Origin of the sequence: Ensifer sp. BR816 (assembly GCF_000378985.1) — a bacterium.
Classification (GTDB): Bacteria; Pseudomonadota; Alphaproteobacteria; order Rhizobiales; family Rhizobiaceae; genus Sinorhizobium.
On sequence record NZ_KB905370.1, the window covers coordinates 3,725,593 to 3,750,751 of the forward strand.

Genomic DNA, 25,159 nt, shown 5'->3' on the forward strand with positions numbered 1-25,159 from the left:
TGTGCAGGCTCCTTACGGGAATAGACCGCGCAGCAGCTTGGCTTCGGTCACGCGGGTGATCCCTTCGATCAAGGCAGCCGTGCGCAGATCAACCTGGTCATCTTCCGCACGGCGGCGCGTCCGCACGAACGCATCCAGCAAGATCGCCTTGAGCCGGTGATTGATCTCGTCGAGCGTCCAGGTCAGGTTCTGCAGCCCCTGCACCCACTCGAAATAGGAAACGGTCACTCCGCCGGCATTGCCGAGAATGTCGGGGATGATGTGCACTCCACGCTCGTTGAGGATCTCGTCAGCCTCAAGCGTGGTGGGACCATTGGCGCCTTCGGCGAGCAACCGGCACTTGATCCGCTCAGCGTTCTCGGCGGTTACCTGATTTTGCAGTGCCGCCAGAACCAGGACATCACATTCGAGTTCGAGAAGCTCGGCGTTCGAGATAGACTCCGCATCCGGAAAGCCCGCCAGCACGCGATTTTTGGCCACATATTCTAAAAGCATGTCCACTGACAGGCCGGCGGGGTTGTAGAGCCCGGTCGAGACGTCGCTGATCGCGATAATCTTGACGCCTGCCTCGGCCAGAAACCGCGCCGCGAAGCTGCCGACATTGCCGAATCCCTGCACCACGGCGGTCGATTTGGCGAGATCCAGCCCGATTGCTTCCGCCGCGGCTTCGATGACATAGACCAGGCCGCGCCCGGTCGCCTCTTTGCGTCCAAGCGAGCCCCCGAGCACCACCGGTTTGCCGGTGACCACCGCCGGAACCGCATGGCCGACCTGCTGGCTATAGGTGTCCATCACCCAGGCCATGACCTGCTCGTCGGTCCCCATGTCGGGCGCCGGGATGTCCTTGTCGGGTCCGATGATGTCGATGATTTCGGCCGTGTAGCGCCGGGTCAGCCGCTGCAGTTCGCTTTTCGAAAGGACGGTGGGGTCTACGCGCACACCGCCCTTGGCGCCGCCAAAAGGTAACCGCATCAAGGCGCATTTCCAGGTCATCAACGTTGCCAGCGCGGCCACATCGCCAAGATCGACGTCCTCGTGATAACGAATTCCGCCTTTGGTCGGCCCCATGGTCAGGACATGCTGCACCCGGTAACCGAACACGGTTTCGACCTGCGCACGGTCGTCGCGGAAGAATGGGAACGACACAACCTGGGTGCGCTGCGGGAACAGCAGCCGTTGGCGGATGTTGTCATCCAGATTCATGATCTGGGCGGCCTTTAGGAACTGTTGCTGGGCCAGGCGGAACATCGGCGAGTCCCACTCACCACCATGGGCGCGCTTGCGCGCCAGTGTGTAGCGGATTGCCCTGTCGAGCGCGATGCCGTTGAGCCTGGTCTTCAGCAGAAAGTCGCTGGCACCTGCCTCGACTGCGTGTGCCGCGAGCTTCACATCGTCGAGGCCGGTCAGGATCACCACCGGGACATACGGCGCAGCCGATCGGATTCTGAACAGCGTCTCCAGCTCCTGGCTATCGGGCAGAATCAGATCGAGCAGCACCAGATCAGTCGCGCCCCGCTCAAGCTCTCCAAGCCCGTCGGCCAGGCGATCCACGGCCACCACCTCGCAGCGCAACTGCATTTCGGTGTCGAGCAGCCTTTGGATCAGCTTTGCGTGGAGCGGGTTATCCTCGACAAGCAGTACGCGCACTGTTTGATCGCTCATGCTTTGCCTCCTTCCGGACGGCCGCCCCGCGAGTATATCAGGTTTGTCGTGGCTGCAGAATCTTGACTATCGGGGGAGCGTGTCACACCAGCCGTTGGCGTGGTGGCATCATATCGTCGCAGCGCAACGACGCCCTAGTTCCCGTTCATACATATGAGATCTCGAATCAGAGAACACGTTCGCGATTACCCGCGAGGCTCCGGAGTAACGGCTCGACCCTACGCTCCCGCTCATAGCGACGACGATGTCCGGTGCTGGCGAGCAATCTTGCCCTTCGGCGCTGTTGCTGCGAATTTCGGGATCCCACCCTACTGCGACGCGGTCAGAACCGGCATGATCGACCCTTTGCGGACCTCGCTAGCATTCAGTCAGAACGGCCGGTCCCCGAAACGGAAACGGTTATCGACCGCGGCCCGCGCATTCGCGGACATTTGCGCCCGCGCTTTACTTTGGTTCTCGCCGCGACAGGCGAAGATTTCCGGGAACTGTCGCATTCTGACCGAGGCTGCGCGCGGCGTGATCGAACGAGCACGGAATGCGGCCGAAGCCCGTCTCGACCGAACCGACCGGATCCCAGGGCCGCAGGCGACGTTTCCAGGCGGAGCCGTCTTCGCCTTGGCCACGAACGTCAGTTTGGTGGCAGCCCGCGATCGAACCGGCGCCGAAGCCTGCCCGCAGGCCCGCAAAACCGACAGCTACTTTAGGTAGGCGCGCAGCACATCGATCAGTTCGGCAGCGCCCTCGTCGCGTTCCTTCTGGGACAGCCCCTCGGCGGCGACGTGCATCAGGACATGGTCCTCGATCACCTCGCCCATGAGGCCGTTGACCGCGCCACGCACCCCGGCGAGCACCTGCATGACTTCGGCGCAGTCTTTCTCGTCGACGAGCATCCGCTCGACAGCCTCCATCTGGCCGCGAATGCGGCGCACGCGATTGATCAGCTTTTGTTTTTCGCGGATGGTGTGGCTCATGTGCAGTTCCTTGTCGCCCGGGTTTAAGCCGCGCGAGCTTCAATCTCCACGGTCACATGCGACAAATCGTGAATAGCTGCAAGCTTTTCCCGATAATAGGAGGGCGCACGAGGCTTGTCCGTTACGATCGAAACGATGGCGCCGTGATGGCCCGGCCCGAGTTGCCATACGTGCAGGTCAACGATCTCCGCACCTTCGCGCGTGATGATCTCCTCGATTTCGTCCGGCAGCTCCTCGCCTTCGGGAATGTAGTCGATCAGCACCGAGCCGGCATCGCGAATGAGCCCCCATGACCAGCGCGCGATGACCAAGCCGCCGACGATGCCCATGCCGGGGTCCAGCCAGGTCCAACCATAAAGGCTACCAAAGGCCAGCGCTGCGATCGCCAGTATTGACGTCAGTGCATCGGCCAGGACATGGAGATACGCTGCCCGAATGTTCTGGTCCTCGCCCGCACGGCCATGATGGGCGTGATGACCGTGATCGTGCCCGTGGTGATGATGATCGTCTTTCAGAAGCCATGCGCAAAGGAGATTGACAGCCAAACCCACAACAGCAACGAGAATCGCTTCATTGAAGTCGATGGCGACAGGACTTCTGAGACGCACGAGGCTTTCCCAGCCGATCAGCAGAGCAATCAGGGCGAGCACGACGGCGCTGGCAAAGCCGGCAAGGTCACCGAGCTTGCCGGTGCCAAAAGAAAAACGCCGGTTATGGGCGTGTTTGCGGGCATAGAGGTAGGCGAGCGCCGTAATGAGCAGGGCGGCGGCATGTGTCGACATGTGCCAACCATCGGCCACAAGCGCCATCGACCCAAACAGGTTTCCTGCGACGATCTCCACCACCATCATAGTGGCGGTGATGGCAATGACGAGCCAGGTCCGCCGCTCGTTGCGAGCGTGGCTGTCGCCGAGGAAAAGATGATCATGAGCCGCGTTGAGCGCCCGACTGGACTCGTGGCGATGTCCATGATCCTGGCTGTGAGGGTCGGAATGACCATGCAGGTTGTGGGATGGCATCATGAAGTTCCCAAACTACTCGGAAAGTGATATAGGGGGGTATACTATAATGGGCGACAGAGGGCAACGCCTGTCTGCTGAATGCAAGCTTAGAATGCCCGTGACGAATGCCGTCCTCGGTGTGGGGTCAAGCCGCCGGCAAGGATGCTGCGGCAATTGCTCCCAGCTGGGCGGAAAGCGTACATAGAACAGTTGGCTCAGCAGCTCCCCGAGTGTCTGGGTCACGATCACGGTGGGGATGAACAACTGCGCAGGAGCATCGCCGACTACTGCTAGCCGGGGCCGAGAGGCAAGCGGATTGGTTTGTTGCACGGGAGTGGGTTCAGGTTCAGCACCCTTCGCCACCAATCAGGTTTGACACGCGATTAGTAGAGGATTGGTCTTGAAATTGGTGTCAATGTAGATCAATTTGGTTGCGGCAAATATTTGGCGAGGGCTCATGAGCGTAGTCTTGAAGAATTTCATCGAGGCCGAAGGTCTGGAGCCGGGGGATCGGTTGCCGCCGGAGCGCGACCTGGCGGTCAAACTCGGGCTGCCCCGCACCGCACTGCGACGGATGCTTGCTTCTCTGGAAAAGGAGGGCCGGCTGATCAGGCACGTGGGCAGGGGGACATTTATCGCCGGCAGCGGGGTTACCTCGACGGCGCTGCGCCGTCCGCCAGGCAGCACGGGAGACGCGTTGCGCACCTATCCGGCCGAAGTTTTCGAGGCTCGGCTGATCATGGAACCCAAGATCGCCGCCCTGGCGGCGTTACGGGCGACCAGGCAGGAGATCGACGAAATGCAGAAATCGATCGATCGGGGCAGCGCGGCGGAAACCCTGGTCGAATTCGAGAAATGGGACGCTGTCTTTCACCGCATCATCGTCGGAGCCGCCCGCAATGGCCTTCTCGCCTCGCTCTACGAGGGGATTCACACGGTACGGGCGGGAAACCTCTGGGGGAAGATGAAGGAGCAGTCACTAACCCCTGACCGCATGAAGGCCTATATCGCCAAGCATCAGGCGATTCTGGACGCGATCAAAGATCGGGACAGCAGAGGGGCCGAGCTAAACATGCACGACCACATCGTCGAAGCGAGAACAAACATACTTGGCCCAAATACCTGAGCATCTATTTGAGCGGTCTATTGAGAGCGTGTTGTCCGTCACGGTTGATGGCGATCGGTTCTCGTGCCTCGATGATGACCGCTCCGGCGAGACCGCGGCCGAGCTCGAGACAAGTGGCATGCGGGTGGTAGCATCCGGCGGAATGAACTCGTACAGGAAGCTCTCGCCGGGCCTGATCGGCGGCTGCATCAGCCCCGGCACCCTGGCGTGCGGAGGCTGAGGCCGTGGCATGGCGCAGCCGCATAAGCCGGAACCATCCCATTATACCTCTCGGTTTCGGGTCGACAGGGTTCAGATGAAAAGGAGACAAGTGCACCATCTCTCTTTAATCTGCCGAACGGGAAGACTTCCTCCGTCTATTGACCCGAAATCTGCTTTTTCAGCGGCGATCACCTCTCCCAAATTGGGCAACTGCGTCTTTAGACTGAGTTCCGGTTTGACACCATTCTGGGGGGATTGAGAGCGAGAGAGCGCCAGCCAAATTAGCTGTATAGCGGGCGAAAAACCAAATGATATGCCTTGTATCGCTTCAAATACCGCAGCCCACCGGTGGCGCCGGTGTTAGAATAGCAATCGTTGGATGGAGACTTCCGAAGCCGAGTGCATCACAGCCTTCCATCCTCCAAATTCCCCCTCGTGAAGCAGATTGGCTGCCGTCCAAGGGACGAGGGCAGCCACTTTTCTTTTTGGGCGTAACGGACGAGCGTCACTGTTCGACCACAGGAGTCCGTTAACCACTTTTTTCGAGCATGCCCGACTAAGCCATAAGACCACGTTATCTCTCGGTTCGGGTTTGCCCCTTTCGACATGGTCGTAACGGTCTTCGGGAACAATGATTGGCTGCGTCGGTTCGCCGAACTCAGGGGCCTCCGCAGCATTCCGCAGCAGCAGCTTGATGCCTCCGCCAAGGGGTCAAGGCGCTGGCGGCCGAACGGCATGACTCGCAAGGAGATCGATCGTGACGGCTGCATCTGGGCCGAGCCACTTGGACTTGGGCTGCCCAATCGCAATTCGGCATCGGCGCGGGCTGACGGTCGCTTCGAACTTTTGAAATAGGCCCCGACCTGCAGCGGCCCTGGGCGCCGCGAACCAAAACCTGGTGCGATGGCTATGCTCACCTGCGCCAAAGGTAGCGGCCAGCTTTCTCGGAACCATGGCGGAAACATCTTTCAGACGCCGCCGCTCCCTAGGCACGCCTCCGAGGCCCGTCGATGTCGGAGCCTCAGAGGTTTGCCTTAATCGCTGCCGAGCCTGCTCTCGTGGTTCAGCCGATCGGCTGGGGCTCGTATCCGGCTGTCCGAAGGGTCTCTGCGGCTTCGGCCGCGTCTCCCGCTACCGTGACCTCCCGAGAGGCCAGATCAATAGAGATCTCGGTCCCCGGCATGGTCGTCGCGAAGGCCTTGCGTATCGTACCCGCGCAATGGTCGCAGGTCATATCGGCTACCTTGAACCGGACCCCCGAAACGGCAGGTTCGCTAGCGCTGGAAGCATGATGCTGATGTTCTCCGCACATGAATTTCATCTCCTGGTTATGATTGATGCACGCGCATCCTGCCGTTTCCAACGGTTGGAAGGTCAAGTGCTTTTTTGCCCTTGTATGCGCACAAAATAAATTTGTCATAGGGGGCTTGACCTTCCGACCGTTGTAAACCTTACAAACAGATGCAGTCGATTTTTCGGAGGAGCAACATGAGCCCGGCGACTGCTACAGATCCTGCTCTTCTCGGCATCTATGTCGAAGGAATGAGCTGCGCTTCCTGCGTCAGTCGAATCGAGAAGGCTATTCGAACCGTACCTGGCGTGAAGTCCGCGGCCGTGAACCTGGCGACGGAGCGCGCCGATGTGGCGTTCGCAGGCCCGGCCGATTTGGGTGCCATTTTGAAGGCGGTTCAGAACGCCGGCTATTCCACGAAAACGGAAAGCGTAGAACTCGCAGTCGAGGGCGCTACGTGCGCCTCCTGCGTCAACCGCATTGAAGCATCGCTAAAACGGGAGCCCGGTGTCCTCGACGCTACGATGAATCTTGCCACCGAGAGGGCATTCCTGCGCGTAGTCAGCGGGGCTGCCAGTATCCAAGACCTGATGGCGGCCGTCGAGCGGGCGGGTTACACCGCCCGGGCAGTCGCGGCCGAAAACCCTGAGGATGCACAGGCAGAGGCTCGCGAGCGCGAGGCGCGCAGTCTCGCGCTCGCCTTGAGCGTCTCGGCCGTGTTGACGCTTCCCGTCTTCGTGCTTGAAATGGGCTCGCATTTCGTGCCGGCGATCCATGACTTTGTCATGAACAATATCGGCATGCAGGAGAGCCGGTATCTGCAGTTCCTGCTGGCGACCCTTGTGCTCTTCGGACCGGGCCTCCGCTTCTTCCGCAAGGGCGTGCCCGCTCTCCTGCGCGGGGCCCCCGACATGAACAGCCTCGTGGCCCTCGGCACGGCTGCCGCATGGAGCTACTCCGTTGTCTCCACCTTCGCATCCTCGATCCTGCCCAATGGCACCGCCAATATCTATTACGAGGCTGCGGCGGTGATCGTGACCCTCATCCTGCTCGGCAGATATCTGGAAAATCGCGCCAAGGGCCGCACGTCGGAAGCGATCAAGCGCCTTGTCGGTCTTCAGGCGAAGACTGCCAGAGTTGTGCGCGATGGCGAGACGGTCGAAGTCCCGCTCGATCAGGTGCAGATGGGAGACCTCATTCTCGTGCGACCGGGCGACAAGGTGCCAGTTGATGGCGAGGTCGTGGACGGTTCCTCTTATGTCGACGAGTCCATGATCACTGGAGAGCCCGTGCCCGTTGCAAAAGGCTTGGGCGCGGGCGTGGTCGGCGGCACGATCAACAAGACAGGCGCCTTCACCTTCCGCGCCACCAAGGTCGGCGCCGATACCGTGCTCGCCCAGATCATCCGAATGGTTGAGCAGGCGCAGGGGGCAAAGCTGCCGATCCAGGCGCTGGTAGACAAGGTTACGGCATGGTTCGTGCCGGCGGTGATGCTCGCCGCCGCGATCACCTTCCTCATCTGGCTGTCCCTTGGTCCGACGCCGGCACTCAGCTTCGCGCTCGTTAATGCGGTGGCCGTGCTCATCATCGCCTGTCCGTGCGCCATGGGTCTTGCCACGCCAACCTCTATCATGGTCGGCATGGGCCGCGCGGCCGAAATGGGCATTCTCTTCCGCAAGGGCGAGGCGCTACAGACGCTTAAGGGCGCCGATGTGATCGCCATGGACAAGACAGGTACGCTCACAAAGGGCCGTCCGGAGCTCACGGATCTCATTCCCGCCGGGGGGTTCGACCGGGACGAAGTGCTCGGACTGGTGGCTGCGGTCGAGACGCGGTCGGAGCACCCGATCGGAGAGGCCATTATCGCGGCGGCGAAGCGTGCGGGTCTTGTTCTGCCTGAAGTGGAAGGTTTCGACGCCATCCCCGGATTCGGCGCCAAGGCGCTCGTGGCGGGCCGCACGGTTCATGTCGGCGCTGACCGACTGATGACGAAGCTAGACCTCGATGTCACCGCGTTCGCAGGCGAAGTGAATCGGCTTGGAGATGAGGGCAAGAGCCCGCTGTTCGCGGCCGTCGACGGGAAGATTGCCGCGGTGATCGCCGTATCGGACCCGATCAAGCAGACAACCGTCGAGGCAGTCAACGCGCTGCACAAGCTCGGGCTCAGGGTTGCGATGATCACCGGCGATAACCGAAAGACGGCCGAGGCGATCGCTCGCCGGCTGAAGATCGACGAGGTGGTGGCCGAGGTGCTTCCAGACGGAAAGGTCCAGGCGCTGGAAAACTTGCGCGCCGGGGACCGCAAGGTGGCGTTCGTGGGAGACGGCATCAACGATGCCCCTGCTTTGGCGGCCGCAGATGTGGGCATCGCTATCGGCACCGGGACTGACGTGGCCATCGAAAGTGCCAACGTCGTGTTGATGTCTGGCGACCTGCGCGGGGTGCCGAATGCCATCGCCCTTTCGAAGGCGACGATCCGCAACATCAAGGAGAACCTGTTCTGGGCCTTCGCCTATAACACGGTACTAGTACCCGTTGCCGCCGGCGTGCTGTTCCCCGCCTATGGCCTGCTGCTCTCTCCCATGATCGCAGCCGGCGCCATGGCGCTGTCCAGTGTCTTCGTCTTGGGCAATGCGCTGCGGCTCAAGCGCTTCCGGGCTCCCATGAAATTCGATGCGGTGCAGGCTGACGTAAATGGCCGCCTGGCGGCAGCGCAATAGCAATGGGCAAGGAGGAGGACTCGTGGGAAAGTCAGTTCATATCCGCCAGGCGGACCGGGAGATTGCGGTAGCGGACGAGCGCACCATCCTGGAGGCGGCCCTGGAGCAGGGTATCGCCTATCCTCACGGCTGTCGCTCGGGTCGCTGCGGCTCCTGCAAGTCGCGCCTGATAACAGGTGAGGTTGACTTGTTGCCGCATACGCCATTCGCTCTGACGGCCGAAGAGCGGGCTCTGGGGCTGATCCTTGCCTGCAGGGCTCAGCCGAAAGGTAATGCGGCGGTCGCTTGGCTGGGCAGGGAGGAAGTCCGGGCGGACCATCCGGTTGAGACGTTCCAGGCACGAGTTATTTCGCTGGACGACGCCACGCATGATATAAAGCGTGTGAGGATTATGCCGGAAAGCGGCCTGCCGCTCCCCTTCAGCGCGGGGCAATATGCGCAGCTTTCCTTTCCGGGAGCGCCGACGCGCGACTATTCCATGGCAAACCGGCCTGGCGAAAGGGAACTCGAGTTCCACGTACGCCGCATCCCCAATGGCGCGGCGAGCGAACGGGTAGCAACTCGGCTTGCGGTCGGAGACGAGGTGACGGTCCGCGGCCCCTTCGGCAGCGCGTTCCTGCGCCACCGCCATACAGGCCCAATCCTGGCAATTGCCGGCGGGTCCGGCATGGCGCCGATAAAGTCTATCGTGGAGACGGCGCTGAACCACGGATTCCGGCAGCCTATCCACTTGTACTTCGGCGCGCGCCAGGAGCGGGATCTCTATCTGGTGGACCACTTTGGAACCCTGTGCGCGCGCCATCCCAACCTGACCTTTATCCCGGTGCTTTCGCAGGTCGAGCGGTCCGATGGTTACCGCACGGGAACGGTCACCAGGGCGGTCGCGGAGGATCTGCGGGACCTCGATGGCTGGCAAGCCTACATGGCGGGTCCGCCGGCAATGACCGACAGCGCGACGCCAATCCTTCTCGAGTGCGGGCTCAGCCCGGAAGACCTGCATGTCGATGTGTTTTTCACACCCGAAGCGGCGGTCGAGTCGCAGCACAAATTGGAGGATGTGAAATGAATATTGGTGATGTTTCCCGAGAGTCGGGCGTTTCCACAAAGATGATCCGCTACTATGAAGAGATCGGGCTCATTCCCGCCGCTCATAGGACTGAGGCGGGCTACCGCATCTACTGCGAGAAGGATGTGCACAAGCTGCGCTTTATCCGGCGGGCGCGGGATCTCGGCTTCTCCGTGACGCAACTGACCGAGTTGCTGGCCCTTTGGTCGGATGGCCATCGCGCCAGCGCAGACGTCAAGCGCATAGCCCGCCAGCACATCGCGGAACTGGAACACAAGCTCCAGGAACTCCAGGCGATGACAGACGCACTGAAACACCTGGCCGAACATTGTCATGGCGACCACCGCCCGGAGTGTCCGATCCTCGAGGACTTGGCCGGCGCCATTGAGGTTGAAGCCAGGCACATGGACCTTACGCGCTTTGGGGCGGGCGGTGTCGACCCCGTGCGCCGAAAGAAAGAAATCCTGTGAGCGGCCGCTAGGGAAAAGAGTTGGAGACGAGAATGCCACACATCTCACGTCGTCAGTTTCTCACTTCCTGCGCCGCCGCCGGTGTGGCTGTAGCCAGTCCGTCATTGCTGGTCCCCGCGCGCCACGCTTCCGCAGCGCCGGCAACCCTGATCAGGGCCGGAACCAGGACGATCGAGGTCAACGGCCGGGCCGCCACCGTGTACGGTCTGATGCAGCCTAACGGCACGCACGGGCTTATCGCGGAGGCAGGCGGTCCATTCCAAGTGCGGTTGGAAAACGGGCTCGACGAGGAGACGCTGATTCATTGGCACGGCCTTACCCCTCCGTGGAAGCAAGACGGCGTTCCGAATATCTCTCAGGCGCTGCTTTCCCCAGGCGGCACGCACAACTACGACTTCCTGCTGAAACACGCCGGCACCAACTGGATGCACTCCCATCACGGTCTGCAGGAACAGCGCCTGCTGGCCGCACCGCTTATCGTGCGCGACCCGACCGAGGCTCGGCAAGACGTGCAGGAGGTGGTCGTGCTCTTCCACGATTTCACCTTCCGCGATCCGGCCGAGGTGCTGGCCGGCCTGCAGGGTGGTGGGCAGGCTGCCCAGGCACAAGCCGCGCCCATGGACCATGCCGCAATGGGTCACGGTGCTCCGGCGCCCGCCGCAGGCGGGCATACCGGCGGAAGCGGCGTGGCTGCGCCCGCAGTTGCGCACCTGAACGATGTCGAACATGACGCCTTCCTCGCCAATGACCGCACGCTTGACGATCCCAAAGTCTTCCGGGTGGAGCGCGGTGGGCGGGTGCGCCTGCGGCTGATCAACGGCGCTGCCGCGACCAACTTCTGGATCGACCTTGGCGGGCTCGAGGGGCGCCTGATCGCCGTCGACGGGATGCCGGTCGAGCCGGTCCGCGGACGGCGTTTCGAATTCGCCATCGCGCAACGCCTCGATATCGCGCTGGACCTGCCGAAGAACGAAGGCGCATGGCCGATCTTTGCCATCCGCGAAGGAGAGCGTGCGCGCACCGGTTTCATATTGGCTACCGCGTCCGGCACCATAGTACGCGTCGGCGGAGAAGCCGACGAAGCCGCAGTCGCCGTAGGGCTGGCGCTTGATGAAACGCTGCGCGCCGTGCAGCCACTGGCGGGACGTCCGGCCGACCGGCAGCACACGGTGACGATTACCGAGGCGCCCGGCTATGTCTGGATGCTGAATGGCAAGAGGCGCGGCGAGGATGCGCCGCTCGCGGTGGCCGAGGGCGAGCGCGTCGAGATCACCTTCCGTGACGACACCACGATGGCGCACCCGATGCATCTGCACGGCCATCACTTTCAGGTCGTTGCCATCAACGGCAAGCGGTTCCCGGGCGCGGTGCGCGACACCGTCCTCGTGCCGTCTCGGGGCAGCGTGACAGTCGCTTTCGACGCGGTGAACCCAGGCAAATGGCCGCTTCACTGCCACCACCTCTACCATATGATCGGAGGAATGATGACGACGGTCGAGTATGAAGTGTAGCTCGGCTTATACTGCAGTTCGTCAATTAAAGGCGCTAAATAACATTCCAGCCCCGAACTATTAATGTCCGAAGGGGGAACGTTTCGCCGGAGACGTATTTGTTTAATATTTGCAATATACGGCATTTGTAATTGATAAATGGCATAAAATTCTGAGACTTACTTGTCTTTAGCACATTTGACTGCGTTACTTATATTAGGATTTTGCATTAGAGAGCAATCGAAGTGGTTGCAGATTAAAGGAGCGAACGAAGGCGAAGATCCAGCGTGGCCTTTGCCCAAAAGAACTGCAGCCAGCGAGTGAGCGCATTGCCGGAGGGGCAGGCGTTCGCCAGAGACGGGAGCACTCAGAGTGCTCCCCAGAAGCTGAGCCGCGGCGAGCCGAAGCTCCTTCTTCGTGGTGCACAGTGGCGGTCGCGGCCGCGGCGTGAAAATGGGAGGACGACATGTGGACAAGGCTGCTTCAACGTCTTTTGATTTTAGGCCTGATGCTTCTCGGCGTCTCGCTTCTGGCTTTCCTCGTGCCGTATGTGAGCGGTGGAGATCCGGTGCGGACGATCCTGATGTCACGGGTCCGCGACCTTGATGTCGATCCCGCCGCCGTTGAGGCGATGCGCATCCATTTGGGTCTCGACCGGCCGCTGGCGGTGCAATATGGCGCCTGGCTGTGGCAGGCGCTGCAGGGCGATCTCGGCTATTCGTTCGCGAGCGGCAGGCCCGTTGCCTCCGAGATCGGGCACGCCCTCGGCGTGTCGATAACCCTGGCGCTGACGGCGCTCGGCATTGCCGCCGCCGTTGCCATACCGCTCGGCACCTTGGCGGCAACGCGGCCGGGCGGGACGGTCGACAGCGCCACGACGCTGATGGTTCAGACCTTCGTTGCGACGCCGGAATACTGGCTGGCGCCGATGGGCATTCTCGTTTTCGCGCTTCACCTCGGCTGGCTGCCGTCGGCCGGCTGGACGAGCTGGACGGCGCTGGTGCTGCCGGCCACGGTGCTGTCGCTGCGCCCGATGGCCTATTTCACGCAGGTGACGCGGGCCGCCATGATGGATGTGCTGCAGGCCCCCTACATCACCGCAGCGCGCAGCCGCGGCCTCAGCATGCGCCAGACGGTGATGCGCCACGGCCTGCGAAACGGCTCTTTGCCGGTCGTCACCTTCTTCGCACTGTGGCTGGCCGGACTCCTCGGCGGCTCGGTGGTGATCGAGGTCATCTTCGCCATCCCAGGCATGGGGCGGCTGCTCTACGAGGCTGTCATCAATCGCGACGTCCCGATGCTGCAAGGCGGTTTCGTGTCCATCGTGGCGCTGTCGATCCTGATCAACACGATAGCCGACATGCTCTATGTCGCGCTCAACCCGGCAGTGAGGTCCGGCCATGCGCATTGACAACACTTCACAAAGTGTCGCTGCCAGCTCGCTTCTGCCTATGCGGCCGAGGCACCTGGCGGCGCAGCGGCTGTGGCGGTTCCTCCGCGGACGCCATTGGACCTTCCGCACGGGGGTCGTGATCCTGGTGGCGCTCGTGATAACGCTCATCCTCGCGCCGTGGATCGCGCCTCATGATCCGGCCGTGCAGAACCTGATTGCACGGCTGTCGCCGCCGAGCGCGGAGCACTGGCTGGGCACCGACCATCTCGGGCGCGACCTCTTCAGCCGCCTTCTTGTCGGCGGTCGCTTCACCGTCACCATCGCCATGGTCACCGTTCTCTTGTCCTTTGCCATCGGCACGCTGATCGGCGTCGTCGCCGGACGCGTCGTAGGTGGCGTGTTCGACGAGGTCACGATGCGCATTATCGACGTGCTGATCTCGATCCCCGACGTCGTGGTGGCGATCTTCCTCGTGGCCATTTTCGGCCCCGGCTATGCGACTCTGATCGCCTCGCTCACGGTCATCGGCTGGACACCCTTTGCGCGACTCGCCCGCGGGTTGACGCTGGCGATCAACGCTCAGGGCTATATCCGGGCGGCGGAGGTGCTTGGCTGCAGCCGGTCCTTCATCGTCCTGCGCCACGTCATTCCGAACATCATCCGTCCGATCGCGGCGGTGAGCTTCCTGCGCTTCGGTCACAAGCTGATCACGGTCGGAGCGCTCTCCTTCCTCGGGCTCGGCGTACAGCCGCCGGCGGCCGACTGGGCACTTATGCTGGCCGATGCACAGCCCTATGTCGAGCGGCTGCCGATCCTGATGATCGCGCCGGGCCTGGCGATCTTCGTGGCCGCGCTCAGCGTCACCTGGATCGGGCACGGGCTGGAGATCGAAGCCAGAGATGGAGACTCGGGCGATGAATAAGACGAACGAACCATTGCTGGTGATCGAGGATCTCACGGTCGCCTTCCCCGGCCAGCCGACGCCGGTGATCGACGGGCTCAGCCTGACGCTAAATCGTGGCGAGGTGCTGGCATTGGTCGGCGAATCCGGTTCGGGCAAGAGCATGACGGCACTGTCACTCATGCGGCTGCTGCCGGCCGGAGGCGAGATCACTGGCGGGCGCATTCGCTTCGACGGTGAGGACGTGCTCTCCCTGTCGGATCGGCAAATGAACCGCATGCGCGGCGGACGCATGGCGATGCTCTTCCAGCAGCCGCAGGCCATGCTCGATCCGACATCGCGGGTCAACGCCCAGATCGCCGAGCCCTTGCGGGTTCATCGCGGTTTCGGCCGGCGCGCGGCCATGGAGCGGGTGCTGGATTTGCTGCGAGAGGTCGGCATTGCCGATCCGGCGGTGCGCGCGCGCTGCTTCTCGCATGAACTTTCCGGCGGGATGGCGCAGCGTGTCATGATCGCCGCCGCGCTAAGCGGCGATCCGCAGATGCTGATCGCCGACGAGCCGACCACGGCGCTCGACGTGACCGTGCAGGCGCAGATTCTGAGGCTGATCGACGAGCAAAGGCGCAAGCGCGACTTGGCGACGTTGCTGATCACTCACGACCTTGCCGTCGTCTCCGCGCTCGCCGACCGAGTGGCGGTTATGTATGCCGGTCGGATCGTCGAGGAAGGACCCGCTAAGGCGGTCCTTGAGTCGCCGCAACACCCCTATACGCAGGCACTGATGCGCTGTTCTCTGCTCGTGCCCGACCAGAGCGGGCAATTGCTGTCGATTCCCGGATCGGGCACTCATGCGCGGGAGCTGACCTGCGGTTGCCGCTTCCACCCGCGCTGCAGCGCGGCGTCACAGCACGGCATCGCCAGCCGGTGCATGCGATCCGAGCCGGCGCTGAAACCCGACGCGGATGGCCACGAAACGCGCTGTTGGGCCGTTGAACCCGAAAAGGAGTCGGCCGCATGAACAACGTCACGCTTTTGCGAAAGTCCGCGAGGGATCCGCAGGCGCCGGCCAGCGAGGCCGTTCGACCGCGACTCGTCGAGGTCGACGAGCTTGCCAAGCACTACTTCCTCAGCCGGTTGTTCTCGATCAAATCGGTCGATGGTGTCTCTTTCGACATTCGACAAGGCGAAGTGCTCGGCCTTGTCGGCGAGTCGGGCTGCGGCAAGAGTACGATCGCCCGCCTGCTGACACGGCAAACACCGCCGACGAGCGGCCAGGTGAGAATCGCAGGGCAGGAGATTGCCGACGTCGGCGGCGAGGATCTGAAGCGCCTCCGGCGCACCGTGCAACTCGTCTTCCAGGACCCGTTCGGGGCGCTCGACCCGCGTATGCGGATCGGCACCAGCATGGAGGCGCCGCTGGCGCAGCACCGCATAGGGACGCGCGAGGAGCGACGCGACAAGGTCATGCGCATGCTCGCGGAAGTCGGCCTGGACGAAAGCTTCTATGAACGCTACCCGCGGCAATGCTCGGGCGGACAATTGCAGCGCGTCGTCATCGGTCGGGCCCTGCTCCTCGAGCCGCGGTTCCTGATCTGCGACGAGCCGACATCCGCGCTCGACGCCTCGATGCGCACGCAGATCCTCAACCTTTTGACTGATCTGAAGCGGCGCCACGGCTTGACCATGCTGATGATTTCTCACGACCTGAGGGTGGTGCGCCACATCTGCGACCGCATCGCCGTGATGTATCTGGGCCGGATCGTCGAGGTCGCCGACAGTGATGCGCTCTTCAGGACGCCGCGCCACCCCTATACGCGGGCGCTGATCGCCGCCTCCATGCTCGATCGGACTGGCCTCTATTCGCCGGAGATCCAGTTGCGCGGCGACCTTCCGAGTCCGCTTAACCCGCCCCGCGGCTGTCGTTTCCACACCCGCTGCGCCCACGCACAGGCGAAGTGCTCGCAGGCCGAGCCGGAATTCGAGTCGGCGAGCGAGAGCCATCAGGTGCGCTGCCACTTCTGGCGGGAGTTGCCGCCCGGGCAGACGGCAGAGGCGGGCTCGCCATAGAACAGGGGCGAAGAAACGAATGGGGGGTGAGCTGTCATCCCGAATGACAGCACATGGCCCTCGGGGTCGGATACCGGCTGGCAGGGTAGTCGATACGAAACAAAACAGGAGGAGGAACAGAAGATGAAGCGATACACAATGGCGGCAGTCTGCGTAACGGCTTTGGCTACAAGTGCCATGGCCCAGGAAGGCAAAACGCTGACCTATGCCGATTTTCAGACGGTTCAGACCAATTGGCAGATGGCCAGCGACGATTCCTACCTTGGTAGCCGCGCCGGCTGTTTCGAGACGCTTGTGCGTCTCAATTGGCAATTGCAGCTCGAGCCGGGTCTCGCCACGTCGTGGAAACAGGTCGAACCGACCGTGTGGGAGTTCACGCTGCGCGATGGCGTCAAATTCCAGGACGGTGCGCCGCTGACCGCTGAAGCGGCGGCCGGCGCGCTCAACCATCTGCTGGCGGCAGAAATGCCGGCGCGGCCCTTCTCGCCCAAACTGATCAAGTCGGTGGAAGCGGTCGGGGAGAAGGTGGTCCGCATCACCACCCAGACCCCTTCGGTCCTGCTGCCGGCGCAACTCGCCGCGCCCAACACCACCATCCTGTCGCCGGCCGCCTATCAGGGCGCGACGATCGACCCTGTCGGCCGTTGCACCGGTCCCTTCGAGATCGTCGAAGTCAAGCCGAAGGAATATCTGAAATTCAAGCGCAATGACAATTACTGGGGCGGCAAGCCCGCGCTCGAGGGCGGCATGGTGGTTTTCATTCCCGATGCCAACACCCGCATGACCCAGGTTCGCAGCGGCGAGGCCGATATCGCACGGCTGATCCCGGCCCATGGCGTCAAGCAACTGGAAGGGGCGGAGGGGATCGACCTGATACAGCTTAAAACGCCGCGCGTGACCGAATTGCTGCTCAACAACAAGAAGGAACCGCTCAACGACGTCCGCGTCCGCCAGGCCATCCAGGCCGCAATCGACGGCGCGGGGATTGCCGCCAGCGTCTATGAAGGCACGGTGACGGCGGCGGCTTCGGCCTTCAAGCCTGACGATCCCTGGGCGCCGAAAGGCATCAAACCGATCTACGATCCGGCTCGTGCGAAGGCGCTGCTGGAGGAGGCCGGAATCCGGCCCGGACAATTGCAGCTTGAACTCCTGGCCTATACGGCAAGGACCGAACTGAAGGATGTCGGTGCCATCATCCAGGCGCAACTTGGCGAGATCGGCATCAAGGTCAATCTGCGCGTGGCCGAGTATACCGCGATCGAACCCCAGATGATCTCCGGCGACTATGACATGGCGCTGATGTCGCGTGGATATCTCACCGATATTGCCGATCCCTTCGGCTTTCTGACGGCAGACTATTCCTGCGGCGGCAGCTACAACATGTCGCATTACTGCTCGGAAGACGTCGACGCACTAATCGAGAAGGCATCCTCGCTCATCGATCCGCAGGCGCGATACGAGATCTATGCGCAGCTTGCCAAGAAATTCTTCGATGAGGCGGTCACCATCTATCTGGTGAACGAGACGTCATTCGACGCCCGTAGCGAGCGGGTGAAGAACTACGACATGCATCCTTTGGTCTACTACCTCATGACCAAGGATCTTTCCGTCGAATAACTGTCATCTCGGGATCGCGCGGGCTTCTGTTCCGAGCGATCCCCCACCGACGCAATCTCTCCCCGCGCACTTCAGTCCATGCGTCGGCAGGCGCAGTTATGCGCGTCGGAACGGCCAGATTCCAGAACCTGCAGGCGCGTCAGATGCTCAGTGTCCTCTCCAATCCGACCTTCCGTGCATTCTACCTGGCACAGGTCGCCTCGCTCGTCGGGGCGGGGCTGGCGACCGTCGCGCTCGGGCTCATGGCCTTCGAACTGGCCGGCAGTGCGGCCGGCGCTGTGCTCGGCACGGCGCTTGCCCTGAAGACGCTGACCACGGTCGGACTTTCTCCCTTCGTCACCGCCGGGCTTGAGCAGTTCTCCCGACGCAGCGTCCTGATCGGGCTCGAAATCGCCCGCGGGGCGGTGATGTTCCTCTTCCCATTCGTCACGGAAGTCTGGCAGGTCTACCTCCTGATCGTGCTGCTGCATTCGGTTTCCGCCGGTCTCGTGCCGAGCGTGCGGGCCACCATTCCCGACATCCTGCCCGACGAGAAGGATTACACCCGGGCACTAGTACTCACCCAGCTCTCCTACGACATGGAGACGGTGGCGAGTCCCCTGCTCGCCCTTCTCCTCCTGAGCCTCGTCCCGCTCGAGGGGCTTTTCATCGTTGCTGTCGCAGGGTTTTTGGTTTCGGCGGCCTTGGTCGCGTCCGTGTCTCTCCCGGCGCAGAATCCCTCCGTCGGTCGCGGCGTGGGCGCGCGCGCGGTGAAAGGTCTTCGGATTTATCTCGGCACGCCGATGCTGCGATGTCTTCTCGCCCTCACCTTCTGCGCGGCTACCGCCAGCGCCATGGTGCTCGTCAACACGGTTGTAATCGTCCAGTCGGAACTGGGCCTCGGGCCGAAAGCCACTGTCCTTGCAGTCGGTGTTTTCGGCGTTGGATCCATGTCGGCCGCCATGCTCATACCGAGGCTGCTCGACCGCTTTCCGGAACGTGTCGTGATGCTGGCGGGCGCGTGTCTCTGCTCGGGCGGCTTGGGGGCCGGTGCTGCGGTCACCGGCTATGCAACTGTGTTGCTGCTCTGGTTGGTCCTTGGGTCGGGTTATGCACTGATCCTCACGCCGGCCGGCCGATTAGTCGCGCGGGCGGCAGGCAGGTCGGACCGGTCCGTTCTCTTTGCCGCCCAGTTTGCACTGACCCATGCCTGCTGGTTCGTTGCCTATCTGACGGCCGGGATGGCGGGTGCGGCCGTCGGCATCGCATTCACCTTCGCAATTCTCGCCGCCATGTCCGCGGCCGGGCTGCTCGTCGCCGCGCTCGTCTGGCCCGCCGATCATGCGGCCGTAGCGGCTGTCGTCAGCGACGATCGCCGCGAGCAATGAGGCGCCGTTTTGAACGCACTCTTCCCAAATGTTCGAAGTGAACGGGCTCACCCTTGAGGTCAAGGAAGGAGCGGCTGGATGCCCGCGCCGGCCACATGACGCCTCCGGTCACACGTAGCATCATCCCGACCGCGTACTCTGCCCTCTGACCACGGGGGGCAGGCGCGATTGTGGCCGGGAGCTACCAGAACGATATGCCAGGCTTCAGTGAGGTCCTCAGCGACGAAAAACGACCGATCCGCTCAAGCGCATTCCTTCCGGTCCTTCCGTGATGGCGGCACCATGGACCGGTTGGCAGTCCCGATCGCTACAGCACTGATAGGAATAATACCATCCCGACGGGGAGCTATGCGCCGACGCCTCCCTTCCAATGCAGACGGCAACGACGAAGCCGAAGTGCAGAAACAGCATACGTGCGGGCGGTCTCGTGTGCGCATGGCGAATCCTCTTGTTCAGGGCCTCGGTAAAGACGCCTAGCTGCTACTCCGTTCAACCTCCCATCTGCTGACAGCTTGGAAAGTCGCGAACCGGGGGATGCCTTCCGCCGCCCCTCTCGACCTGGTCATAAGCAATGGCCAGCAGCAAACAACACCAGCGAAGATGGTGCGCCGCGCGCGCCAACATCGGCAAAGATTTTCGCACACCCCCTTGACCCCGCCATCGTTGGAAACTCGATTTTGGGGCAAGTCAGATAAAAGGAGACTTCCAAATGCACCATCCTAATATCCCCGACATGACCTGCGGGCACTGCGTCAGCGCGAGCGCCGGCGATATGGCCGCATTCTTGCGACGGCACGGTAAGCATCCGCTAGCGCGCCGCTGTCATCAGCCAGTCTGTCAGGGTCGTTCGCTTCGGTAGCCGCTTCCAATGCTCGCAACAGGTGTTCAGCCACAGCGAGTTCGCGCAGGCGACACGCCCGTTCGAACAGCACGAGGATGTCCTCCTCCAATTTGTGGCGAGGGTTCGTCATAAGTAGTCTCCACCCGATAATGCTAGGGCTTACAACGGTGGCAAGGTCAAGCCACATGATCATCGAGACAGAGTTAGCCGCCGGCGACAACGGGACTCAGAAGCAAGCCGTGCCCCTGTAGCCACGTCGCCGAGTTGGAGCGCAAGATTGCCGCTATCCAGGAAATGACCAGACGCTGAGGCATCTTCGCCAGCCACTGCCATGGCGATGATCGGCCGGACTGTCCAATCATTTAGGAAATCGCCAACAGGGGCGGAAACGAACGAAGCGACGTCAGCGCCGTGCTACTTCGCTGAAATGACCGGGTCGTCAAACCCCAATGCGTCAGGCCTTATCAGGCGACGCGAAAAAGCAGTTTATATTGTCTTCCGTCGGATGATGGCGGATATGGTAATTGCGTCTCCAGACGGAAACTAGTTTCCGTAAGGAATGAAAAAACTGTGGGGTCTGGTTGCGAGGTAATGGTCGCCGGGCTGGAGGATAACCGAGAACCCTCGGCGGCCCTTGCTGACGTCCCAACGGGATCGCGTCACAGCCCGTCCGACATCTTTGCCCTTGCAGCAGGTCGGAGGATAGGTCCACCCACTGCTGGCATCGTGGGCGTCGCTCGGTACAACGAGGCCAATCGACATCACGGCGAAAGCTGATCACCGAAACTGAGAACGGTTTGAAAGTCATTCGAACGCCCCCTCAAGCGCAAACGATCCTACGCCGCCGACGGTCGGGAGCTAGTGTTAGTGATCCATCATGTAGAATTGCGCTATCCAAATAAGCAATGGCCAAGAGGCGAGCAAAGATGGCAGATCAGTCCCCTTATCCTGGCATGCCGCGTTGGGTGAAAATCTCCGGGGTCGTTGCCGCTATGCTCGTACTGCTGGCGGCGATTGTCATCGCGTTTGACATCGGCGGTCCCCACGGGCCGGGCCGCCACATGTCTCCCGCAAGCGAAACGCCGTCCGCAAATGACCGCCCATGACAATGCCTGCTGCCCTCCGCAAATTCACCCTCGTTCTTCATGTCATTTCATCGGTCAGTTCACTTGGTGCGGTGGCGTGTTTCCTGGCGCTCGGCCTAGTCGGGCTGGTCAGCACGGGAGGTGAGACGGCGCAAAGCCCGTATGTCGCGATGGACGCCATCGCACGCCTCGTCATAGTCCCGTTGGTTTTCGCGTCGCTCCTTACGGGCCTCGTGCAGGCGCTCGGCACCACTTGGGGCCTGTTCCGACACTGCTGACCCTGCTGACCGCAGTCGTGCTGCTGCTACAGATGGATTTGATAAGCTACGTCGCGGGCGCGGCCGCGAAAGGCTTGGCGGAAGTCGATCTTCTCGGCATGAGGCGCTCGCTCGTCGTCCACGCCGCCGGTGGGATCTTCGTCTTGCTCATGACGACGGTGCTTTCGATCTACAAGCCGCGCGGTCTGACGCGATACGGTTGGCGAAAGCAGCAGAGCCAAATCCGGGAACGACCGTAGCGATACGAGTTGGTTCTGGCCTCCGGCTATTCGTTCTTCGTCCGAAACTTGGCGTGGCAGGAGGTACAGGTCTGCAGCATCAGGTGAAAGGCGTGCTCGGCGGGCATCGAAGCGACGTCTCGTGCGGCCTGCGGTTTCCTCGCAAGCGGACCGCCCATCATCGTATCGCCACCCTGCATGCGCATCTGAGGACTGAGGGCATCCGGATTGCGATCCGCCGCGGCTGAGAGCGCGGTAGCATAGCCGCCAAGGTCGGCGGCGAGCTTGTTGAACTGCTCGCGTTCGGCTTCGATGCTGGCGCTGGCTTTGGAACCCGGTGCGGTGACGGAGCCAGAAAAGAGGGACGACATACCTTCCCCCGAGTGAGACCCTATGGTTTCAGCGGCGGCCTTGAAAGCCTTCGCGTCATAGGCCGACGATCCCTTGAACATGGCATTGATGGTCTTGGCGGCCGCCGCCATTGCCTTCATACCCTGCTGCCTTTGGGAGACGTTGTCCGACTGCAGGCCTTGTGCCGCCGTCCCGGCTGCGCCTGCGCTCGCCAGCAGAATGAGACCGAACATCTTCACCGCTGTTGGGCCCATTCAGAAACCCTTCCTAACACGTCGACTGTGTTGACCAGGATCAAGGTAACTGTTTCGACCCTCGCCGCAATGTGAGCCCCCAAGCCTCGAGCGAGATCGTCAGCGATATTGGCCATTTTGGGGCGTGGCATTGGCCCTGAAGCTTCCGGCTCTATCTTTGCTTGGTGAGCCGGTCCCGACCTGGAGCTGTTGGCCATGGATGAACACAAACACCAGCCTGATGGGCACGAACACCACCATCACCATCATCCCGCCACCGGGAATATCGCTGCAGAGTCCGCCCAGGCACCGCGCACGAAACAGCGCGAGGAGGTCATCTACACATGCCCGATGCACCCGCAGGTGCGGCAGATCGGCCCGGGCAACTGCCCGATCTGCGGTATGGCCCTCGAACCCGAAGTCGTGACCGCCGAAACGGGTCCCAGTCCGGAATTTGTCGACATGCGGCGGAGGTTCTGGATCGGACTGGCGCTCACCATCCCGGTTCTGATCCTCGAGATGGGGGGCCATCTTGTTGATCTCCACATGCTGCTCAGTCCTCGGACCTCGAACTGGCTGCAGCTTGTCTTCGCGACGCCCGTTGTCCTCTGGGCGGGCGCTCCCTTCTTCGAACGGGCCTGGCAGTCCCTCGTCACCAGACACCTCAACATGTTTACCCTGATCGCCATGGGAACTGGTGCCGCCTGGATCTACAGCGTGGTCGCAACGCTCGCTCCCGGTCTGTTCCCAACGGCGCTCCGGTCCCCCGACGACTCCGTTCCGGTCTACTTCGAGGCGGCCGCCGTCATCACCGTGCTCGTCCTGCTCGGCCAGGTGCTTGAACTGCGTGCCCGCGAGCAGACTGGAGGTGCCATCCGGGCACTGCTGGACCTCGCGCCGAAGACCGCCCGACGCGTCCGCGGCGATGGCACCGACGAAGACGTGCCACTCGAGGCGGTCGCGGTCGGCGACCGGCTGCGCGTTCGCCCCGGCGAAAAGGTCCCGGTCGACGGCGTCCTCGTCGAGGGCCGCAGCTCCGTGGATGAATCGATGATCACCGGGGAGTCGATGCCCGTCACCAAGGAAACGGGTGCCAACCTGATTGGCGGCACCATGAACAAGACGGGCGGCTTCGTCATGGAGGCCGGAAAGGTCGGTCGCGACACCATGCTGTCTCAGATCGTCAGAATGGTCGCGGAGGCGCAGCGCTCACGCGCGCCCATTCAGCGGCTCGCGGACGATGTCTCCGGCTGGTTCGTCCCCGCCGTCATTCTCATCGCCGTCATCGCCTTCGCAACCTGGATGTCACTTGGACCGGAGCCGCGTTTTGCACATGCGCTTGTCAGCGCCGTCGCCGTGCTGATCATCGCCTGCCCCTGCGCTCTCGGCCTCGCCACTCCGATGTCGATCATGGTCGGCGTCGGACAGGGCGCGCGCCAGGGCGTGTTGATCAAGAACGCCGAGGCGCTTGAACGATTCGAAAAGGTCGACACGCTCGTCGTTGACAAGACGGGCACCCTGACGGAAGGCAGGCCGAAGGTCACGTCGATCGTCGCCAGCGACGGTCTCGCCGAGAACGGGCTGCTGCGGCTGGCCGCCACCTTAGAGCGGTCGAGCGAGCACCCGCTCGCAACAGCAATCGTCGAGGCTGCCAGTGAACGCGGTGTGGCGCTCGGCGGGGCGCAAGACTTCGACACCCCGGTCGGCAAGGGCGTCACCGGCGTGGTGGACGGGCGAAGGCTCGTCATCGGGAGCCGCCGCATCATGACCGAGGAAGGCGTGGATCTAACCCCGCTCGCCGACAAGGCGGAGGCTCTTCGCGGTGAAGGCGCGACCGTCATCTTTGCCGCGGTCGATGGCCGCGTCGGTGGGCTATTCGCCATCTCCGACCCGATCAAGAAGACAACGCCCGCCGCGGTAGAGGCGCTGGTGAAGGACGGCATACGCGTCGTCATGCTCACCGGGGACAACAAGACGACCGCCGATGCCGTTGCACGGAAGCTCGGCATCACTGAGGTCGAAGCGGAAATCCTGCCGGAGCACAAGAGCGAGATCGTCACGCGCCTGCACGACGAAGGCCGCATCGTCGCCATGGCCGGCGACGGGGTGAACGACGCCCCTGCCCTGGCGGCCGCCGATGTCGGCATCGCCATGGGGACGGGAACCGACGTGGCGATCGAGAGCGCCGGCGTCACCCTGCTTAAGGGCGATCTGCAGGGCATCGTCCGGGCGCGTCAGTTGAGCCATGCGACGATGCGGAACATCCGGCAGAACCTGTTCTTCGCTTTCATCTACAACGCCGCCGGCGTGCCGGTCGCCGCCGGCGCCCTCTACCCCGCTTTCGGCCTCCTGCTCTCGCCGATTATAGCCGCCGCGGCGATGGCGCTCTCGTCGGTCAGCGTGATCGGCAATTCGCTCAGACTGAGGACTTTACAGAAATGAAACTGCGATCTCATGCGGCTGAGCGAATGGGCTCGAAACCGATGTCGAGAACGGCATTGAGCTGCCGGTCCATGAAGCCATGTGGAATGCTGCTCATAAGCAAATTGCGGAGCGGAACGACGAGCGGATTGCTCCATTGCGCCACTCGCGCATAAAGCCTAGATGCGGTCGCTATGCGGCGCGCACGATCGACCCGCCGCGCGTCATATTCGCTCAAGGCTCGCTGAACGGGAAGGCGTCCGAGCAACGCCGCAAGAATGGCGGCATCCTCGATGGCGAGGCCGGCCCCCTGCCCGAGGTCCGGCGTTACCGCATGGGCTGCATCCCCCAGCAGCCCGACCTTGCCAGCGGTGAACGAGGACATTGGA

At 62.5% G+C, this 25,159-nt stretch carries 21 protein-coding genes and 2 pseudogenes; 15 read left to right on the forward strand and 8 right to left on the reverse strand.

The window, feature by feature from the left end:
* Positions 1 to 12 precede the first annotated feature (12 nt).
* The 3 genes from RHIBR816_RS0117915 to dmeF all read right to left on the reverse strand — a co-directional run bounded on the left by RHIBR816_RS0117915 (position 13) and on the right by dmeF (position 3,655).
* Positions 13 to 1,662 carry a Glu/Leu/Phe/Val dehydrogenase dimerization domain-containing protein gene (locus RHIBR816_RS0117915; protein WP_018237959.1) on the reverse strand — a complete coding sequence of 550 codons (1,650 nt, stop codon included), beginning with the start codon at positions 1,660 to 1,662 and terminating at the stop codon, positions 13 to 15.
* 695 nt (positions 1,663 to 2,357) lie between these two features.
* A complete protein-coding gene (locus RHIBR816_RS0117925) occupies positions 2,358 to 2,633 on the reverse strand; it encodes a metal/formaldehyde-sensitive transcriptional repressor (protein WP_018237961.1) in 276 nt (91 codons plus the stop codon).
* Between the two features lie 23 nt (positions 2,634 to 2,656).
* Positions 2,657 to 3,655: a CDF family Co(II)/Ni(II) efflux transporter DmeF gene (gene dmeF / locus RHIBR816_RS0117930; protein ID WP_018237962.1), complete on the reverse strand. Its 999-nt coding sequence runs from the start codon at positions 3,653 to 3,655 to the stop codon at positions 2,657 to 2,659.
* Between the two features lie 436 nt (positions 3,656 to 4,091).
* Between dmeF and RHIBR816_RS0117935 the strand changes: the two genes are divergently transcribed.
* A complete protein-coding gene (locus tag RHIBR816_RS0117935; RefSeq protein ID WP_018237963.1) occupies positions 4,092 to 4,760 on the forward strand; it encodes a FadR/GntR family transcriptional regulator in 669 nt (222 codons plus the stop codon).
* A gap of 37 nt (positions 4,761 to 4,797) precedes the next feature.
* Here the strand turns inward: RHIBR816_RS0117935 and RHIBR816_RS38445 are convergent.
* Together RHIBR816_RS38445 and RHIBR816_RS0117950 are read right to left on the reverse strand one after the other, a co-directional pair.
* Positions 4,798 to 4,961, reverse strand: a pseudogene (locus tag RHIBR816_RS38445) (multicopper oxidase domain-containing protein); the annotation flags it as partial.
* 1,063 nt (positions 4,962 to 6,024) lie between these two features.
* Positions 6,025 to 6,381, reverse strand: coding sequence for a heavy-metal-associated domain-containing protein (locus RHIBR816_RS0117950; RefSeq protein ID WP_371259057.1), 357 nt, complete (start codon positions 6,379 to 6,381; stop codon positions 6,025 to 6,027).
* A gap of 68 nt (positions 6,382 to 6,449) precedes the next feature.
* On the opposite strand from RHIBR816_RS0117950, the gene RHIBR816_RS34345 reads away from it, so the two are divergent.
* From RHIBR816_RS34345 to RHIBR816_RS34350, 10 genes are all read left to right on the forward strand, one after another.
* On the forward strand, positions 6,450 to 8,972 hold the full coding sequence (locus RHIBR816_RS34345; RefSeq protein ID WP_034815481.1) for a heavy metal translocating P-type ATPase: 2,523 nt from the start codon (positions 6,450 to 6,452) through the stop codon (positions 8,970 to 8,972).
* Positions 8,947 to 10,038: a 2Fe-2S iron-sulfur cluster-binding protein gene (locus RHIBR816_RS0117960; RefSeq protein ID WP_018237968.1), complete on the forward strand. Its 1,092-nt coding sequence runs from the start codon at positions 8,947 to 8,949 to the stop codon at positions 10,036 to 10,038. The genes RHIBR816_RS34345 and RHIBR816_RS0117960 overlap by 26 nt, the downstream gene beginning before the upstream one ends.
* On the forward strand, positions 10,035 to 10,508 hold the full coding sequence (cueR, locus tag RHIBR816_RS0117965; protein ID WP_018237969.1) for a Cu(I)-responsive transcriptional regulator: 474 nt from the start codon (positions 10,035 to 10,037) through the stop codon (positions 10,506 to 10,508). Before RHIBR816_RS0117960 ends, cueR begins: the two co-directional genes overlap by 4 nt.
* Before the next feature lie 32 nt (positions 10,509 to 10,540).
* The gene (locus RHIBR816_RS0117970; RefSeq protein WP_026187135.1) at positions 10,541 to 12,019 is read left to right on the forward strand and encodes a multicopper oxidase family protein; all 1,479 of its coding nucleotides are present in this window, start codon (positions 10,541 to 10,543) and stop codon (positions 12,017 to 12,019) included.
* Positions 12,020 to 12,464: 445 nt separating this feature from the next.
* Complete coding sequence (locus RHIBR816_RS0117975; RefSeq protein WP_018237971.1) at positions 12,465 to 13,409, forward strand: ABC transporter permease; 945 nt, start codon at positions 12,465 to 12,467, stop codon at positions 13,407 to 13,409.
* On the forward strand, positions 13,399 to 14,313 hold the full coding sequence (locus RHIBR816_RS0117980; protein ID WP_018237972.1) for an ABC transporter permease: 915 nt from the start codon (positions 13,399 to 13,401) through the stop codon (positions 14,311 to 14,313). The genes RHIBR816_RS0117975 and RHIBR816_RS0117980 overlap by 11 nt, the downstream gene beginning before the upstream one ends.
* A complete protein-coding gene (locus RHIBR816_RS0117985; RefSeq protein ID WP_018237973.1) occupies positions 14,306 to 15,310 on the forward strand; it encodes an ABC transporter ATP-binding protein in 1,005 nt (334 codons plus the stop codon). The genes RHIBR816_RS0117980 and RHIBR816_RS0117985 overlap by 8 nt, the downstream gene beginning before the upstream one ends.
* Entirely contained in the window at positions 15,307 to 16,359 is a 1,053-nt protein-coding gene (locus RHIBR816_RS0117990) for an ABC transporter ATP-binding protein (RefSeq protein ID WP_018237974.1), read from the forward strand. The genes RHIBR816_RS0117985 and RHIBR816_RS0117990 overlap by 4 nt, the downstream gene beginning before the upstream one ends.
* Positions 16,360 to 16,482: 123 nt before the next feature.
* Positions 16,483 to 17,976 (forward strand): ABC transporter substrate-binding protein, encoded by a 1,494-nt coding sequence (locus RHIBR816_RS0117995; protein WP_026187137.1) that lies wholly within the window; start codon positions 16,483 to 16,485, stop codon positions 17,974 to 17,976.
* 98 nt (positions 17,977 to 18,074) lie between these two features.
* On the forward strand, positions 18,075 to 19,343 hold the full coding sequence (locus RHIBR816_RS34350; protein WP_018237976.1) for an MFS transporter: 1,269 nt from the start codon (positions 18,075 to 18,077) through the stop codon (positions 19,341 to 19,343).
* Between the two features lie 752 nt (positions 19,344 to 20,095).
* Here RHIBR816_RS34350 and RHIBR816_RS37995 read toward each other — a convergent pair.
* On the reverse strand, positions 20,096 to 20,314 hold the full coding sequence (locus RHIBR816_RS37995) for a hypothetical protein (RefSeq protein WP_018237977.1): 219 nt from the start codon (positions 20,312 to 20,314) through the stop codon (positions 20,096 to 20,098).
* A gap of 104 nt (positions 20,315 to 20,418) precedes the next feature.
* Between RHIBR816_RS37995 and RHIBR816_RS38450 the strand changes: the two are divergent.
* The 3 genes and pseudogenes from RHIBR816_RS38450 to RHIBR816_RS38465 form a co-directional block, all read left to right on the forward strand.
* Positions 20,419 to 20,547, forward strand: a pseudogene (locus RHIBR816_RS38450) (Cu(I)-responsive transcriptional regulator); the annotation flags it as partial.
* Positions 20,548 to 21,286: 739 nt separating this feature from the next.
* Positions 21,287 to 21,547, forward strand: coding sequence for a hypothetical protein (locus RHIBR816_RS38460; RefSeq protein ID WP_245262615.1), 261 nt, complete (start codon positions 21,287 to 21,289; stop codon positions 21,545 to 21,547).
* Positions 21,523 to 21,786 carry a hypothetical protein gene (locus RHIBR816_RS38465; RefSeq protein WP_245262617.1) on the forward strand — a complete coding sequence of 88 codons (264 nt, stop codon included), beginning with the start codon at positions 21,523 to 21,525 and terminating at the stop codon, positions 21,784 to 21,786. Before RHIBR816_RS38460 ends, RHIBR816_RS38465 begins: the two co-directional genes overlap by 25 nt.
* A gap of 26 nt (positions 21,787 to 21,812) precedes the next feature.
* Here RHIBR816_RS38465 and RHIBR816_RS0118020 read toward each other — a convergent pair whose 3' ends face one another.
* On the reverse strand, positions 21,813 to 22,370 hold the full coding sequence (locus RHIBR816_RS0118020) for a cytochrome c (protein ID WP_018237978.1): 558 nt from the start codon (positions 22,368 to 22,370) through the stop codon (positions 21,813 to 21,815).
* A 330-nt stretch (positions 22,371 to 22,700) separates the two neighbouring features.
* Here RHIBR816_RS0118020 and RHIBR816_RS0118030 point away from each other — a divergent pair, with 330 nt between their 5' ends.
* Positions 22,701 to 24,791, forward strand: a complete 2,091-nt coding sequence (locus RHIBR816_RS0118030) for a copper-translocating P-type ATPase (RefSeq protein WP_018237979.1) — start codon at positions 22,701 to 22,703, stop codon at positions 24,789 to 24,791.
* Positions 24,792 to 24,801: 10 nt separating this feature from the next.
* On the opposite strand, the gene RHIBR816_RS38000 is transcribed toward RHIBR816_RS0118030, so the two are convergent.
* A complete protein-coding gene (locus tag RHIBR816_RS38000) occupies positions 24,802 to 25,155 on the reverse strand; it encodes an FAD-dependent monooxygenase (RefSeq protein WP_198294177.1) in 354 nt (117 codons plus the stop codon).
* Between the last annotated feature and the right edge of the window lie 4 nt (positions 25,156 to 25,159).

Coding starts and splice junctions, on each gene's coding strand:
- RHIBR816_RS0117915 (WP_018237959.1), bottom strand. CDS start 1,662: ATGAGCGATCAAACAGTGCGCGTACTGCTTGTCGAGGATAACCCGCTC.
- RHIBR816_RS0117925 (WP_018237961.1), bottom strand. CDS start 2,633: ATGAGCCACACCATCCGCGAAAAACAAAAGCTGATCAATCGCGTGCGC.
- dmeF (WP_018237962.1), bottom strand. CDS start 3,655: ATGATGCCATCCCACAACCTGCATGGTCATTCCGACCCTCACAGCCAG.
- RHIBR816_RS0117935 (WP_018237963.1), top strand. CDS start 4,092: ATGAGCGTAGTCTTGAAGAATTTCATCGAGGCCGAAGGTCTGGAGCCG.
- RHIBR816_RS0117950 (WP_371259057.1), bottom strand. CDS start 6,381: ATGACAAATTTATTTTGTGCGCATACAAGGGCAAAAAAGCACTTGACC.
- RHIBR816_RS34345 (WP_034815481.1), top strand. CDS start 6,450: ATGAGCCCGGCGACTGCTACAGATCCTGCTCTTCTCGGCATCTATGTC.
- RHIBR816_RS0117960 (WP_018237968.1), top strand. CDS start 8,947: ATGGCCGCCTGGCGGCAGCGCAATAGCAATGGGCAAGGAGGAGGACTC.
- cueR (WP_018237969.1), top strand. CDS start 10,035: ATGAATATTGGTGATGTTTCCCGAGAGTCGGGCGTTTCCACAAAGATG.
- RHIBR816_RS0117970 (WP_026187135.1), top strand. CDS start 10,541: ATGCCACACATCTCACGTCGTCAGTTTCTCACTTCCTGCGCCGCCGCC.
- RHIBR816_RS0117975 (WP_018237971.1), top strand. CDS start 12,465: ATGTGGACAAGGCTGCTTCAACGTCTTTTGATTTTAGGCCTGATGCTT.
- RHIBR816_RS0117980 (WP_018237972.1), top strand. CDS start 13,399: ATGCGCATTGACAACACTTCACAAAGTGTCGCTGCCAGCTCGCTTCTG.
- RHIBR816_RS0117985 (WP_018237973.1), top strand. CDS start 14,306: ATGAATAAGACGAACGAACCATTGCTGGTGATCGAGGATCTCACGGTC.
- RHIBR816_RS0117990 (WP_018237974.1), top strand. CDS start 15,307: ATGAACAACGTCACGCTTTTGCGAAAGTCCGCGAGGGATCCGCAGGCG.
- RHIBR816_RS0117995 (WP_026187137.1), top strand. CDS start 16,483: ATGAAGCGATACACAATGGCGGCAGTCTGCGTAACGGCTTTGGCTACA.
- RHIBR816_RS34350 (WP_018237976.1), top strand. CDS start 18,075: ATGCGCGTCGGAACGGCCAGATTCCAGAACCTGCAGGCGCGTCAGATG.
- RHIBR816_RS37995 (WP_018237977.1), bottom strand. CDS start 20,314: ATGACGAACCCTCGCCACAAATTGGAGGAGGACATCCTCGTGCTGTTC.
- RHIBR816_RS38460 (WP_245262615.1), top strand. CDS start 21,287: ATGACAATGCCTGCTGCCCTCCGCAAATTCACCCTCGTTCTTCATGTC.
- RHIBR816_RS0118020 (WP_018237978.1), bottom strand. CDS start 22,370: ATGGGCCCAACAGCGGTGAAGATGTTCGGTCTCATTCTGCTGGCGAGC.
- RHIBR816_RS0118030 (WP_018237979.1), top strand. CDS start 22,701: ATGCACCCGCAGGTGCGGCAGATCGGCCCGGGCAACTGCCCGATCTGC.
- RHIBR816_RS38000 (WP_198294177.1), bottom strand. CDS start 25,155: ATGTCCTCGTTCACCGCTGGCAAGGTCGGGCTGCTGGGGGATGCAGCC.